The 15,963-nt window shown below is 44.2% G+C and carries 10 protein-coding genes; 6 read left to right on the forward strand and 4 right to left on the reverse strand.

Translation table 11 applies throughout. The features are described from left to right. The first annotated feature begins 6 nt into the window (after window positions 1-6). The 5 genes from M0Q51_05035 (at window position 7) to M0Q51_05055 (ending at window position 11,856) form a co-directional block, all read left to right on the forward strand. On the forward strand, window positions 7-2,358 hold the full coding sequence (locus tag M0Q51_05035) for a glycoside hydrolase family 3 C-terminal domain-containing protein (protein ID MCK9399342.1): 2,352 nt from the start codon (window positions 7-9) through the stop codon (window positions 2,356-2,358). Window positions 2,359-2,597: 239 nt separating this feature from the next. Further along, on the forward strand, window positions 2,598-3,107 hold the full coding sequence (locus M0Q51_05040) for a GNAT family N-acetyltransferase (protein ID MCK9399343.1): 510 nt from the start codon (window positions 2,598-2,600) through the stop codon (window positions 3,105-3,107). 193 nt (window positions 3,108-3,300) lie between these two features. Next, entirely contained in the window at window positions 3,301-5,637 is a 2,337-nt protein-coding gene (locus M0Q51_05045) for a C25 family cysteine peptidase (protein ID MCK9399344.1), read from the forward strand. 113 nt (window positions 5,638-5,750) lie between these two features. Then, window positions 5,751-10,343, forward strand: a complete 4,593-nt coding sequence (locus M0Q51_05050; GenBank protein ID MCK9399345.1) for a C25 family cysteine peptidase — start codon at window positions 5,751-5,753, stop codon at window positions 10,341-10,343. A gap of 31 nt (window positions 10,344-10,374) precedes the next feature. Beyond that, window positions 10,375-11,856 (forward strand): Omp28-related outer membrane protein, encoded by a 1,482-nt coding sequence (locus tag M0Q51_05055; protein ID MCK9399346.1) that lies wholly within the window; start codon window positions 10,375-10,377, stop codon window positions 11,854-11,856. A gap of 29 nt (window positions 11,857-11,885) precedes the next feature. Here the strand turns inward: M0Q51_05055 and M0Q51_05060 are convergent, their stop codons facing one another. Then, window positions 11,886-13,535 (reverse strand): radical SAM protein, encoded by a 1,650-nt coding sequence (locus tag M0Q51_05060; protein MCK9399347.1) that lies wholly within the window; start codon window positions 13,533-13,535, stop codon window positions 11,886-11,888. Between the two features lie 262 nt (window positions 13,536-13,797). On the opposite strand from M0Q51_05060, the gene M0Q51_05065 reads away from it, so the two are divergent. Then, entirely contained in the window at window positions 13,798-14,184 is a 387-nt protein-coding gene (locus M0Q51_05065; protein ID MCK9399348.1) for an endonuclease domain-containing protein, read from the forward strand. Window positions 14,185-14,300: 116 nt separating this feature from the next. Here the strand turns inward: M0Q51_05065 and M0Q51_05070 are convergent, their stop codons facing one another. The 3 genes from M0Q51_05070 to M0Q51_05080 form a co-directional block, all read right to left on the reverse strand. Next, window positions 14,301-15,005 (reverse strand): ATP-binding domain-containing protein, encoded by a 705-nt coding sequence (locus M0Q51_05070; GenBank protein MCK9399349.1) that lies wholly within the window; start codon window positions 15,003-15,005, stop codon window positions 14,301-14,303. Between the two features lie 183 nt (window positions 15,006-15,188). Then, window positions 15,189-15,368, reverse strand: coding sequence for a hypothetical protein (locus M0Q51_05075; GenBank protein MCK9399350.1), 180 nt, complete (start codon window positions 15,366-15,368; stop codon window positions 15,189-15,191). 2 nt (window positions 15,369-15,370) lie between these two features. After that, on the reverse strand, window positions 15,371-15,769 hold the full coding sequence (locus M0Q51_05080) for a YkgJ family cysteine cluster protein (GenBank protein ID MCK9399351.1): 399 nt from the start codon (window positions 15,767-15,769) through the stop codon (window positions 15,371-15,373). Between the last annotated feature and the right edge of the window lie 194 nt (window positions 15,770-15,963).

A 15,963-nucleotide genomic window follows, 5' to 3' on the forward strand; every position in this document is an offset into this window, starting at 1 on the left:
GTATTCATGTATATTACAAAAAAGTATTCTTTTGTCCTGATCTTTGCTCTTCAAGTCTTCATTCTGCAGAGTTGTGAGCAGAGAAATAATACAAAATCAGCTGGAGACATTGACACTAAAGTCAAAGAACTATTAGCAGGCATGACCCTGGAAGAAAAAGTGGGTCAAATGACACAAGTTACCTTGCCAGTACTCGTCAAAGGTAACAATCTGGATGCGCAGCCTGAACCGGTTGAACTGGATCCTGAAATGCTTCAGAAAGCTTTTGGTAAATACAAGATTGGTTCTGTCCTGAATACAGTGAACAACCGGGCAAAGTCATTGGAATGGTGGCATGAAATCATTAACCAGATCCAAGAGGTAGCCATCCATGAAACCTGCATCCCGGTATTATATGGTATTGACGCTATCCATGGCACAACTTATACTGCCGGAGGCACTTTGTTTCCCCAGGAGATCGGCCTGGGCGCCACCTTTAATCCGGAACTCGTCAGGCAACTTAATGAGATGTGTGCTTATGAAATGCGTGCTTCCAACATACCCTGGAACTTTTCTCCGGTACAGGATATGGGCCGCGATCCCAGGGATTCGCGCATGTGGGAGACTTTCAGTGAAGACGTATATCTAAATGGTATATTGGGTTCTGCGGCTGTTGAAGGCATTCAGGGAAAAGATGCGGTAATCATTGATCAAATGCATGGCGCTGCCTGCCTGAAACATTACCTGGGTTATAATTCGAATTCAGGAAAAGACCGTAATCCGTTCCAAATCCATCCACGTGAACTTAATGAGAAACATAAGCCTGCTTTCCAGGCCCCCATAAATGCAGGGGCAAAATCCATTATGGTCAATTCAGGCATATTGAATGGCATTCCGGTCCATGCAAGTTACGACATACTGACAACATTGCTCCGGGATGAAATGGGATTTGAAGGAGTGGTCGTCACCGACTGGGCTGATATTGATAACCTATACAACCGTGATAAATTCGCTTCTTCTCCGAAAGAAGCCGTTGAGTTGGCCATCAACGCCGGTGTCGATATGTCAATGGTCCCATATGATTTCGACTTCTGCGATTACCTGGTCGAGTTGGTTAATGAAAATGAAGTACCCATGAACCGGATCGATGAAGCCGTTACCCGAATTTTGAAATTAAAAATGGAACTCGGATTATTTGAATCTCCTACTACCAATTACGAAGATTATCCGGATTTCGGGAGTGAAAAGCATGAGAATCTTGCGTTGGATGCGGCACTGGAGTCCATTACCCTGTTGAAAAATGATTCCCATATACTACCCTTGAAAAAGGATATCAAGGTATTGATTTCAGGGCCAAATGCCAATTGGATGAGGCCAATGAATGGTGGCTGGTCTTATTCATGGCAGGGTGAGAAAACAGATGAATTTGCTCAAGATTACAGTACATTCCTGGAAGCAATTCAAGGCAAGATAGGTAAGGATAAGGTTACATTCGTGGAAGGTGTTTCTTATGACATGCAGGGTAAATACTACCAGGAAAAAAACCTGGATATCGATAATGCTGTCAGGGCTGCAAATGAGGTAGACTGCATCATTCTCTTTCTTGGTGAAAACAGCTATTGCGAAAAGCCTGGCGATCTGCATGATCTTTACCTTTCAGAAAACCAGGCCGATCTCGCCATAGCACTTGCCAATACAGGGAAACCGGTAATACTGGTGTTAAATGAAGGCCGTCCTCGCATAATCAGCAAATTCGAGCACAAAATGGCTGCAGTTGTTCAAACTTACCTTCCTGGAAATTTTGGCGGGAATGCCCTGGCAGATATATTATTTGGTGATGCCAACCCCAACGGGAAACTTCCTTATACTTATCCCTTGTTCCCAAACTCGCTGATCAATTATGATTACAAACCATCGGAAAAACAGGAAAAGATGGAGGGCTTAAATGAAAATGAATCAGATGTTGCCATCCAATACGCATTCGGTCATGGTTTGAGCTATACCGTTTTTAAATACAGCAACCTGAAAGTAAGCAGCAATGAATTGACACCGGAAGATTCCGTGAATGTTGCTGTTACCATTGAGAACACCGGTGACCTTGCAGGGAAAGAAGTGGTGATGCTGTTTACTTCAGATCTATATGCTTCCATAACCCCAGACAATAAGAGATTAAGGCGGTTCATGAAAATTAACCTGGATCCGGCTCAATCAAAGACTATTGAATTTACGATTAAAGCCAAAGATCTCGCATTCTACAATAAGGAAAACCAATTGGTGGCTGAAAAGGGGGATTTTGTGATCCGGATCAGCGATCTTGACCAAGTCATCACACTTACTGAAACAGCCACTTTCGGAGAACCAAGCAAGATCATTTTGTGATCACCCGGGAGGATTGCACAACGCATTAAGCATAAAGAAATCTTACTTGTAATTCTTCTATGACAACATTGGTCGAGGCGATAATCACGGGCTACTCCTTGAATAAGATTGTATTTCTGAAACATCACCCACAGCGTTACCTTGTATTTTAAGATTATAGGTTCGAATTAAGTACCTTTGAGGAAATCATGACTAATGGAGAAGATCATTAATCCTCAGACAGACAGCCTTATTCAATAATGGAAAATAATCCACTGACGAAATGGGAGTTACGGCATGAGCTAAAGCCGGGGGATATCGGTTACCTTACTTATCTTCATGGAATTCTATATGCAAAAGAATATAAATACGATCAAACATTCGAAGCCTATGTCGCTCATGGGCTTGTTGAATTTGTTAAATCTTTTAATCCATACAGGGACCGGATCTGGCTGGCTGAGGCTAATGGTCGGATTGTCGGTTCTATTGCAGTCGTAAGGACTTCAAAAGTTGAAACACAACTGCGGTGGTTTCTCGTACATCCTGAATATAGAGGCCATGGTCTTGGAAAAAGCCTCATCCATGAAGCATTGAAGTTTTGCAAAGAGCGGAAATATAATAGCGTCTTCCTCTGGACCACAAGCGAATTAACCACAGCCAGCCATTTATACGCGCAGGCAGGTTTCAAAAAAACAGATGTGAAATCACATAACATTTGGGGAAAATATATCTCGGAAGAAAGGTATGATTTGAATTTAAAACTAATTTAAACTCCCTTTAAATTAATTCAATAGCTTAAAGAAGTGACTTTGATCACACTGTTTCACGCTGGAAAAGATTAATATTGCATTCTGGATTTAGTGAAGCATAGAGGCATGGAGGCGTGAGACGTGAGATGGTACTTGGCTGCATTGGAATCCAAATTGCGAATTTCAATTTTCAGATTTCAAATTATTAAAGTCGATGAAAAAAGTTACTATTACATGCTTACTGATGGTTTGGGCTGTGTGCCTTATTGCTGGTACTGTTGAGTACACCTACTATTTCAATACTCCATCGGTTAAGCAGGCGGGGTCTTTCCAAACAGTGTCTTTTGATAGAACTTTTCTTACCGGAAAAACCGGCGAACCTGCCCTTCCCTACCAGGCTGTCAGGCTCCTGCTTCCGCCAGGGGAGGAAGCGGTTTCCGTAGAATACCGCTTTGAAGATCAAAAAAACCTGGAAGGGACCTTTACGATCTATCCCCAGCAGCCATCACAGCCTATCTCAACCAGCAGCGATGGCATCTTTCACCAAAAACATGAAATCTATCAATCCCGCAGTATTTTCCCCGGACAAGCATGGGGCGAGTATTCAACCCATTTCCTCAACGGTCATTCTTTCCTGTTAACTTCTTTTACCCCGGTAAATTATGTGCCGGCAGACGGCATGGTGTCTTTCTTCCAAAAAATCACCATAACAGTTGAAACCCGGAAAACCGGGCGGTCTTCCAGGGCACTTGAAAACCTTAATACATCGGCAAAAATTGATGACCGCATCAGCAACATCGCCCAAAATCCTTCCATGATCTCAGCCTACCCAACAATATCAGCAAGAGACGGGGAATATCAGATCCTGATTATTACACCCCAGCTTTTTGAAAGCTATTATCAACAGCTAAAAGATCTTTATTTAGTAAGGGGTTTTAAAACCGAGATTGCCACGACGGAAAATATTGAAGCAAATTTTACCGGGCAGGACCTGCAGGAGAAAATGAGAAATTATATCATCGCTGAATACCAGGCTCATGGCATTGAACATGTTCTTCTGGGTGGTGATGCCGAAATTGTTCCCTACCGTGGTTTCTACTGCATTGCCTATTCCAGCTCGACTTATGAGGACAGCAATATACCGGCTGATTTATATTATTCCGCCCTCGATGGTAACTGGAATACAGACGGGGATGGATATTGGGCGGAGATAGGCGAAGATGACCTTCTTCCGGACGTTTCAGTTGCGCGGTTCCCGGTCAGTACGGTTTCACAACTTCAGAAACTCCTGCTGAAAACCGTCAGTTACCAGGACGCCCCGGTTTTAGGCGAACTCCGCGACGTGCTGATTGCCGGCGAATATTTATGGGAAGAACCGCTGACTTACGGCGAAGATTACCTCGAATTGCTGATCGGATATCATGCCGATAACGGTTATGAAACCGATGGCATACCAGACGATTACAACTTTACCAAGCTTTATGATTCTGAAGCTTATTGGGGAGGTTATGACCTGATCAATTCCATCAACCAGGGGAAAAGCTTTGTTCATCACTCCGGTCATGCCAACCAGACTTACGTCATGCGCCTCAACATCTCCGATATCAATAACAGCAACTTTGCGCAGACTAACGGAATCGATCATAATTACTCACTCATTTACACCCACGGCTGCCTTTGCGGGGCTTTCGATGAAAATGACTGCATCGGCGAGGCGATGGTTTGTATTGATAATTTTGCCGTGGCTGGCGCTTTCAATTCAAGGTATGGTTGGTTTAACGAAGGACAGACCGAAGGCCCTTCGGCACATTTGCACCGGGAATTTGTGGATGCATTATATCACGACAAAGAATGCCGGATCGGTGCCGCTCACATGATCTCAAAAATCGAAACTTCTGTCTGGGTCAATGCCCCCGGCCAATGGGAAGAAGGAGCGCTCCGCTGGTGTTTCTATGACTGCAACATCTTTGGTGACCCTGTCCTGGGTGTATGGACCGATGAACCGATCAGCATCGAGACATCCTATCCTGAAGAAATCCTTCCCGGGACGACTTCTATCCCTGTAACCGTTACCAGCAACGGAGAACCTATGGAAGGACTTATGTGCGTGATCCTGGCTGATGGGACCATGCTGGGCTGTTGCCCGACCGATGCTTCAGGCCAGGCTGTCATTATGGTCCCGGATGGTTTTTCGGGCATAAACACAGCCGAACTGGTTGTTTCCGGCTATAATTGCCTTCCCCATCAATACACTCTTAATATCACGGTAGGATTAGGTGAAAACCGGAAAGAAATTACCGGTCTGAAGGTTCAGCCTAATCCCTTTTCCGATCATACTAAGATTTTATTAAATCTGAAAGATTCCAGGCAGGTCTCAGTCAGTTTCTACGAGTCATCAGGAAAGTTGCTGGAAGAATTTGTCTTTAATGGCAATGAGGGATCAAATGAATTTCTGATTAACACGGCTGAATGGCCTGAAGGATTGATTCAGGCAAGGATCATTTCAGGTAGCCAGGTGATCCATTCCCGCCTGTTGCATGTCAGGATATAAATCGGTTATTCTTATGTTTTTCTTTTCTTTTTTAGTATAATTTTGTATTGCTACAACAAAATCAAATATCTGCATAAAATTGAGAATCAACAAATAACTTAAAGCCGACATCTATGAAAAGACTGCTACTTACTTTTTTTATTGCTATTGTTATATTTCTTGCTCAGCTTCAAGCTCAGACTTTTACATACAGTGACAGTTGGGACCAGGAAGGTTTTAATCTTAAGTCTCAAAGTGAACAGGGTATCACATTAAATTATTCCATCCTGGAATTTACCATGGATGATATCGATATCCGGGGCGAATCCATGAAGCATGTCAGCCTGACAAATCATTTCCTTCCCGGAGATGAAGGAATGCCCGACCTTCCCGGCAATGGACGTTATATTGCCGTTCCACAGGGGGCCACTCCCATTCTTCATATCAAATCCGTCAGAAAAGAAGTTTATCAGGATATTAATATTGCTCCGGCACCCAGAATCCCTACAGATATAGAAAAAGGCCCGCTGGATTACAACAAAAACGCCAGGATTTATTCAAATAACGCTTTTTATCCGGCAGAACCGGTCAAACTCTCTGAAGTAACGCAAGTAAGAGGTGTTGATGCTGTAATGCTTGGCATTACCCCATTTCAATACAACCCGGTGACAAAGGAATTGATCGTATACAGGGACCTTGAGGTTGAAGTAGAATTTGCCGGCGGGAACGGCCGGTTTGGTGATGAAAGGTTGCGCAGCCGCTGGTGGGACCCGTTGCTGTCTGATATACTTTTGAACTATGAACAACTTTCACCGGTCGATTATGCAAGTCGGCAGTTGGCAGTCGGTAGTCGGCAGTCAGAGGGTATCCGTGCCACCGGGTGCGAATACCTGATTATTTGTCCTGATGGCGCTGATTTCCAGCAGTGGGCCGATTCTATCAAAAGATTCCGGACGGAGCAGGGTATCCTGACAAACGTAGTTCCAATTTCGGAAGTCGGTGGCAACTCTGCCACTGCTATTGAATCATTCATCAACAATGCTTATAACAACTGGGATATTCCACCGGCTGCCTGTTTATTGCTTGGGGATTATGGCAGTAATGCTCAATCCAGTATCACATCCACTGTCCTCAATGATCACCCGGGCGGTTATAATCCCTATGTTTCCGATAATCCTTTTTCAGATGTAAATGGTGATCTGTTGCCGGATGTTGTTTTTGCCAGGATTACAGCCAGGAATGCCATGGAGCTTTCCCTCATGGTGAATAAATTTCTGAATTATGAACGTAATCCACCCACGAGCGCATATTTTTACGAACACCCTATAACTGCATTGGGATGGCAGACCGAGCGGTGGTTCCAGATTTGTTCTGAAGCATTCGGAGGATATTTAAAAAATGTTCTGGAAAAAGATCCTGTCAGAATTAACGAGGTTTATGGTGGAAATCCGGATGTCGACCCATGGTCTACTGCACCCAACACCCCAACAATACTCGATGTTTTTGGTCCTTCCGGGTTGGGATACATCCCGGCAACACCTGGCGAACTCGGGGCGTGGTCAGGGGGAAATGCCACTGACATCAACAATGCCGTAAACAGCGGATCTTTTCTTTTGCAACATCGCGATCACGGTATGGAAACCGGATGGGGTGAACCCTCTTACGTCAATTCGAATATTTCAGGGCTTAATAATACAGACCTGACATTCGTCATGTCAATCAATTGCCAGACCGGAAAATTCAACAGCGGGGGTGAATGTTTTGCGGAAAAATTCCACCGGTACCAAGTCAACGGCCAGGGCAGCGGTGCACTGGGATTGATTGCCCCGACAGAGGTTTCTTACTCCTTTGTAAATGACGTTTATGTATGGGGGCTTTATGACAATATGTTTCCGGATTTTCTCCCGCAATTCGGCACAACGCCTGAATCCAGGGGTATGTTACCTGCTTTCGGCAATGCAGCCGGGAAATACTTCCTTTTTTCTTCGAGCTGGCCTTATAATGCCTCGGAAAAAGCAATAACTTTCAAGTTGTTTCATCATCATGGTGATGCATTCACCTGCCTGTATTCTGAAGTCCCACAAGATCTTACTGTCATGCATAATGAGGTGCAGATGGCAGGGATGGCCACGTTTACCATCCAGGCCGACGAAAGTGCTTTAATCGCATTTTCAGTGAATGGTGAGCTTATTGGTGTGGGAACCGGCACCGGGGCAACCACAGATATTCCTATCATTGCTCAGAATCCGCCAAACATCATCGATGTGGTGGTGACCAAACAAAACTATTACCGTTATCATGCCCATGTGCAGGTTATCCCGCCGAACGGTCCCTTCGTCGTTACTGATTCATACATGGTGAATGATGCTTCCGGGAACAATAACGGGAAGCTTGATTATGGCGAAACTGTTGTCCTCGATGTGACCCTGAAAAACGTGGGTACCGAAAACGCTGAAAATGTATCGGTTACAATATCCAGTGCCGACGAGTATATGACAATCATTGATGGCGCTGCAGAGGCAGGTACTATACTTCCCAATCAGACTGCCTTGGTTTCAGGTGCACTCTCTATCCTGGCCGCAGAAAATGTCCCCAACGGTCATAATATCCAGATCAATTTGGAAGCCACCAATGGCGACACTATCTGGAACAGTTCATTCAGTGTCAAGGCATACGCACCAATCCTGGAATATGTCGATTTCACGATCTCCGATATCAACGGCAATAACAACGGCCGCCTTGACCCCGGTGAAACGGCGGACCTGATCGTTTCCATCACCAATAAAGGAGCTGCCGATGCTTACGATGTTTTTGGCCTGCTTGGTTCCAATGACCCATTTATACAAATAGGATCCGACTCGGCGATGTTTGGGGAAATTGCACAGAATGCCATCATAACACAGACATTTCCGGTAACTGCAGTGGTAATCACGCCACCGGGACACCAGGCTGATTTCACGGTCAATTTCTCCGGCGACATGGGCATTACAACAAACGGGGAGTTTTCCTTAAATATTGGCTTGTTCCCGATGCTTATCCTGGACCTGGACGATAACACCAATTCAGCTGAAAAGATGATGAACGCCCTGGACGATTGGCGCATATTTGCGGAATATTCGCAGGAAATCCCTGCCGATATCAGCCAGTACCAGACCATCTTCCTTTGCCTAGGAACCTACAGTTCGAATCATATATTGACAGATAGTGAGGCTGCACCTTTCATTGATTTCCTGAATAATGGCGGGAACCTTTACCTTGAAGGGGCCGATACATGGTATTATGACCAAATTTACTACTCGACATCGCTCCATCCCATGTTTAATATTCTGGGCACAGACGATGGCGACGGTGACCTGGGCACCATAAACGGAGTTGCAGGGACCATCACTGAGGGCATGATTTTCTACTTTAGTGGTGACAACAGCTATATCGACCATATCTCTCCGATCAACCCGGCCTATACCATTTTCAACAACGCCACCCCAGCCTATGCTATCGCTGTGGCTCATGATCCCGGAACATACAAAACGATCGGTTCTGCTTCCGAATTTGGCGGTTTGCTGGATAATCCCAACAGCACCAGGAAAAACCTTATGCTGCAATACCTGAACTTCTTCGGAATGGACCCTATTTCCGAAACGCCTGAAATCCCTGCCGGAGAGACCAAGGTTTGTGCAAATTCGGCCCAGGGTGTTTATTCTACCCAACCTGTCTCCAATGCCACGTATTACATCTGGGAGGTAGATCCTGCTGAAGCAGGCACTGTCGAAGGATGGGGCACAGAGGTTACCGTGACCTGGACCCCTGGTTTTGAGGGCACCGCAAATCTAAGGGTTTGCGGGATGAACCAGAGCGGCCTGGGACCTGTTTCACCTGACCTTACAGTTAATATTTATGATCTGCCAACGGCTGAAATGTCATTTACAAGCACAACTATATGTGCAGGCGATACGACTCTCGTGAATATTTTCCTTACAGGGGTTTCGCCCTGGCGTCTCGTAATAAGCCTTAGTGGCAATGAGATTACCATGAATCCCAATAAACCGTATATGGATGGTATTCCTTTAAATCCGACTGAAGACCTGGAGGTAGTGATCGTTTCTCTGACTGATGGCACAGGATGTGAAAGAATTGATTTCACGCCTACGATGATAACTGTCATGCCACTGCCAGCATCCCCGGCCAAGCCAACCGGACCGGAATTTATTGACCTGTATACTACTTTGCAAAGTAATTACAACACCACCGGTTCTGCTTCTGCACTTAGCTATGAATGGACATTATCGCCTTCCGATGCAGGAAACCTGATAGTAAGCGGGAACGGATTGGATTGCACCGTCGATTGGCTGTCGACTTATACCGGGCAGGCCAACCTGAAAGTCAAAGGGATCAACGATTGCGGAGAGGGCGATTTCTCAGAACTCCTGGCCGTAAATGTTGCTAACACATTTGGCCTGGATGAGAATGAATCCGGCCTCGGTATAGCCGTATATCCAAACCCTAATATCGGGAATTTCAGAATTGAACTGTCAGCTTATAAATCCACCAAAGTTAAAATGAGACTATACAATGCTTCAGGTGAACCAGCCTGGGGGCCTGTTGAAGCAGAGATCAACAGCAAGTTGAGTTTACCGGTTAAAGTTGCATCTCTCTCCGAAGGGATCTACCTGCTTCAACTTGAGACAGATATGGGCATTTCTAATCGGAAAATCATAATAAAAAAATAAATATTTTTGTACAATTAAAAACCAATCCATAATGAAAAAGCTTACTTTTCTTTTTATCTGCCTGCTCTCCGTTTCTGCTGTCTTTGCACAGGTAACACGGGATAAAGTAGTGGTGGAAGTAGGAACCGGCACATGGTGCCAGTATTGTCCCGGCGCTGCCATGGGCGTTGATGATCTGATCGAGAATGGGTGGCCGGTGGCTGCTATTGAAAATCATAACGGAGACCCCTTTACCAACAATTACTCAAATGCAAGGAACTCTTTTTATGGTATCTCAGGATATCCAACTGCTTTCTTTGATGGCGTAAGTTCAGTGGTTGGCGGCAGCCATAACGAGAGCATGTATCCGTCGTACTGGCCAAAAGTTCAGCAAAGGATGGCAGTACCTTCTCCTGTTACAATTGAGGTTTGGGGCAGCCATACCGGTCTGACATACAATGTTACCGTAACGGTTACCAAAGTTGCAGAGATCAATGGTCAGAATATCCGCCTGCACCTTTGCCTGACCGAGTCACACATAGTTTATGCCTGGCAAGGCATGAGTGAAGTAAATTATGTAGACCGCCTGATGGTGCCCGACCAGCTCGGGACGGAATTAGATTTCACCGAAAGCGACGTGCTGGAAATTCCTCTCACCTTTAATGTGCAGTCAGGTTGGGTTTTAAACAATATGGAGCTGGTGGCTTTTGTGCAGACCAATTCCAATAAAGAGATCCACAATGGATATAAAGTAAAACTGGCCTTCCTGGTGCCTCCTCCCCCTCCACTGGCTGCTTCTTTTGTCTCTGATACGACAACCTGCGAAACCTACCAGGTTCAGTACACTGACCAATCAGCCGGAAACCCGACCGGTTGGTACTGGGAATTTCCGGGAGGTACACCGGACACTTCCAGGGAACAGAATCCAATTATTACATATAACACTACAGGCAAATATGATGTTTCGCTGACGGTGACAAGGGGGACAAACAGCAGCACCAGTCTTATGGAAGATTATATTGATGTCTTTGAACTTCCTGAAGTTGCTTTTGCGGCTATGGAAGATCAGTGCATCAATTATCCCCCGGTGGAACTGATCCAGGGAAACCCTGCCGGCGGCACCTATTCCGGTCCGGGTGTTGAAAATGGTTTTTTCCATCCCGATGTAGCAGGTGCCGGAACGCACACGCTCATTTATACCTATATGGATGAGAACAGTTGTGAGAATTTCGCCGAACAAACAGTCATTGTTGATGCCTGTACCGGCATACCGGAAAACCAAGGCGTGCAGATCGTAACCCTTCCGAACCCAACCCAGGGGACCTTCAAACTTTCCATTACGGGTATGGAAGATATGATGAACCTGCGGATCATTAATATCACCGGCAAGACCATTTATCAAAAAGAAAACATCGAGGTTAACGGAAACTTCAGCACGATGATCGACCTTACTGGTAATTCCAATGGGATTTATTATATCTACGTTGATGGCGATAAATCCTCTTATTTCAGGAAGATCATTTTACAGAGATAAGGATTAGTGAAAACCACCTGCTTCGGAGCTTACCGGATGTATGGTACTGAAATCTCATGCCTCAGGCTTTCCCCGATTCTGTCGACGGATAATTCCATGTATTGCGCCATCCTCTTCAGAATCGGTTCAATGTATTCCCATGGCGCATTCTCAATCAGTTTGATTGTAAGCTCCTGCCGTAACTGAAATAACGATTTCCTGGTTCCAAAGGTAAACATCCCTCTGTTAAAAAAGTAACTTTCCTCAGAATAAGAGTATGGTACATTGGTGACTTCCTTAAACAGGTCATAGCTGGCTTCGAATGTCTCTTCCGATTTCATGGTATAATGCGACCATTTTTCCATGAGTCCTTCTATTTTCCATTCAGTTCGGGCCGAAGGATCAGCCAGTTCACTCAAGGGAAAGATAACAAGTGGATACAACTGGTAACCGGCTGATAAATTTGTTAGCGATAGGTTGTTCAGAAAAGCGGCTGTATTCCGGAGGGTTTGCTTGTTTTCACCCGGAAAGCCGACGACAAAAGTCATCAGAACACTGATACCATGGGCATCGAGTTGTTCCACCCCTCTTTTCACATTTTCGATCTTCTGGCGCTTATTCATCCGTTCCAATTGTCCCGGATCACCTGATTCCACGCCTATTTTTCCCATCATCAGGCCGGAGCGTTCTATTGCTTCCATTTCGTTGTCAGAATATTCCCCTCCCCGCATGAAGCCAATCCAATGTCTGAGTCCTGATTCAGTAATGGCGTCGCAAACTTCATATAGTCGTTTTTTAGTGATAAACACATTATCATCAGAAACATGGATAACCGCCAGGTTTTGTCCGAGCCTGTTTTTAACCAGGTTCAACTCCTGTGAAAGGCTAGTCCTGGAACGGAGGAAAATACGGGGATAGAGTTGGCAAAAATCGCAGAACCGGCAACGGTAAGGACAGCCAATGGATGTCCGGAGCGGAATTTTTTCTGGGATTTCATCAATCAGGTCCCACCGGGTATAGTCTTCGTCATAATCCACCTGCTCTTCTTCTCTTTTAGTAAAATTAAAACCATTGTCACCGGGTAAACAGAGGTTCGGGATATGTTCGAATGATGCGCTACTGCCCTTTTCCAACTCTTTCAGGACTTCCAGCAGGGAAGATTTTCCGTGCGGTGCTACGACCAAAATGTCAGCGTCCATTCTGGTATGGCCGGGGTGGAATAGCATCCGGGGTTGATGAGGATAAAGGTGCGGGGAATCGAGATGCTTCATGAATTGCAGATAATTTTTCCACACAAAAACACCTCCGGCAATAATATGAGTGTCGGGCATGGCGCTTCGAATCGATGAAAAAAGACCCAGAAGCGAATCTGTTGTGATGATCATCGTTGTTGAAACACAAATAGCAAAAGGGTCTTGTTCAGCAATGGTTTTTATAGTATCTGTATCGTATTTGTTTGTCAGGATGGTGTCATAGCCGTATTGGTGCAATAAGCCTTCAAGGTAGAACCCTGCCGCCGGGATATCATCTCCGTAATCAAAGCCCCGGGAAACATGCTCAGTTTTAAAAGACTCATTGGCAAGTTCATAAAAAGCGGCAAGAGTCAACTCCCTGTTATTCCGGCTAAGCCTCAGGTTGAAGTCCCTATGAAATTGGTGCTTATCGATTAATGGGGCAATAATTCCAATGGTTCTTTTCATGACGGATTGTTTTCATAAAAAGGTGATTTGATCCTCTTTTTTTTTCATGAACAAATATCATTAAAATAATAATGATAATTGCGAAAGCCGGAGAGCGTGCTAATAGTGTGGGAATCTGATGTCCCCCGGGTTTGCCTCGTTGCCATACCTCACCCCCAAGCCCCTCTCCTCAAGGAGAGGGGAGAAATTTGTGCTAATTGTTAAGTCATCAGCGGGTATATTTCCCAAATTTCCGGATTAACCAGTAAAAACTATGGCGAATATGGGGAGGATTATAGAACACAAATTTCATTACGGGGCATTTCCGGAGACATTCCGGAAAGCAAGGGAACTTCGAAGAACGATGACACCAGCCGAAAGGATTGTCTGGTACGAACTTCGTAACCGTTACCTTTCGGGGTACAAATTTCGTCGGCAGCATCCGGTGAGGGAATTCATAGTGGATTTCTTCTGCCCTGAAAAGGAACTGGTGGTTGAAATCGATGGCAGTATACATCAACTGCCGGAAATAAATGAAAGGGATGAAAACCGCACTGCTGAATTGGAACGGTTAGGGCTTACAGTTATCAGGTTTAGCAATGAAGAGGTGATGAATGATATTGATGAGGTGATGAGAAAGATTGAGGAACACCTCACCCCCCAAAGGTGAGGTATTGGCCAGGCGCCAGCTTAGGTCGCTTATACGGCAACTGGTGTTTAAAGGGGTAAAAATCAGGATTGGGCTGCACCACACGAAGCCTTACATATTATGCGATGGCGACAACCCTATTTTTTGGGAATCTTATTTCGCAATTGAACCTCAGTTTCAAGAAATTCGATTTTCTCACTCATTGGTCTCATCTGATCTTGTGTAAGCTGAAGGATTTCAGCCTCTAGTAAATCAATCTTTCTTAACGCTACTTCGATTCTCTTTTCTCGCCACCAAGAGAGTGCATTAGCTAAAAGTGAGTAAGATTGAACGACCTGCTTGCCCCGGAGTTCCGGGAATTTGTCTAAAAAATAGTTCTTCTTACTCTGCCGAACGTCCACTTTGTACTCTAATTTCAAAAGCTGTCGACTAGTGAAGCTTATCTCGCTTTGGAGCTTCACTGTTGAAAGCGATTTCAGTTCAGGATTGAATGCAACTTCAGGCAAGAACATTGAAGGTTTGTTCTTCAGGGCAGTTATGAAAATGCTTTCTCTTGCCCTTGTGACGCCCACATATGTTACCCGCCTCTCTTCCTCTATATCGGATTCATCTGTCAGCCGTGAATCTTGGCTCAAGTTGAAATAGACGATATTGGGATATTCATTTCCCTTGGTTTTGTGAATAGTTGTTAGATGTATTCTTGAATCAGTGAAATCGTCTAACGTACTATTTTTTAATTTTATGTTTTCAATTGATTTGGTATAGCTGTCAGCTATTTTAAAGAATATTTTTGTTATCTCTTGAGGGTCTTGTGGAGTAAGATATGCGTCTGTCTTTGTCATTTTACTTGTTGATATTATTTTAGTAATGTTTTTTTGTCAGGCTTGCAGGTGACGCCCCGCCGGCAGCCGTAGTGCAGGTTTTAGCAGATTTTACATTTGCTTTTCGCTATCATGTTTATTAGCTCCAACCACTCTCCTTACCACCTTGCCCCGCATTGAAGCTGCCGGCTCGTTGTATGCAGGTTAAATTTTGTCAAATGCTTCACAAATAAATTCTTCATCATTTCTTTGGTCCAGCCTTGTCAATGTACATAAAATTTCCTCATCAGAGCTTGAATCCTTTTTGCAAATAATACACAAGGATGGTTTTTTGATTTCATCAGGATTGATTTCAATTCCATTATCATCATAAAAAGGGCTCATAACTATCTGAATTTCATCGCAATTTTTAATTCTTCAAAAACATTAAAAACAATTGGACAAATCATGGAGTACTCGATAATCCCAATTAGTCGAGTTGTGAATCCTCTCTTTTGAAGATGAGGGAAGGATTTACAATCATTTGGTCGGCTTTTATAAATTTCACATTTATTGCCATTGAGAAAGATACATGGATTACCTTTTAAAATTATCGGACGCAATTTGCGACAACAATTTCCACATTCTAAACAATCTATGTTCTTTTTTACAAATTCATAAATCGGCTTAACAAGTAAATCAATTTCTTTTCCTTCCTGCATTTTTAAATAAGAACGAAATCTCCAATTTTTGTCTTCATTCCGTTTGGAAAGTTTTTCAATCAATTCTAAGTCTTTTATAAGCATTGATTTCCGATTTTTTACAATTTACTTGCAACATCTGCATAACAACCCTAGTAATATGATCCTCCCAAACCTGGTAATGTAAATGTACCTGTTTCCCCTCCCAAATATAAACAATAAATCACCTTAAATTAAATACGAATTTCAGGTTTCAAATTTCAAAAATCCCCCGGCTAAAATAGTTTTTCGGAACCCAC

The sequence above is a fragment of the Bacteroidales bacterium genome (assembly GCA_023229505.1).
Classification (GTDB): domain Bacteria; phylum Bacteroidota; class Bacteroidia; order Bacteroidales; family JAGOPY01; genus JAGOPY01.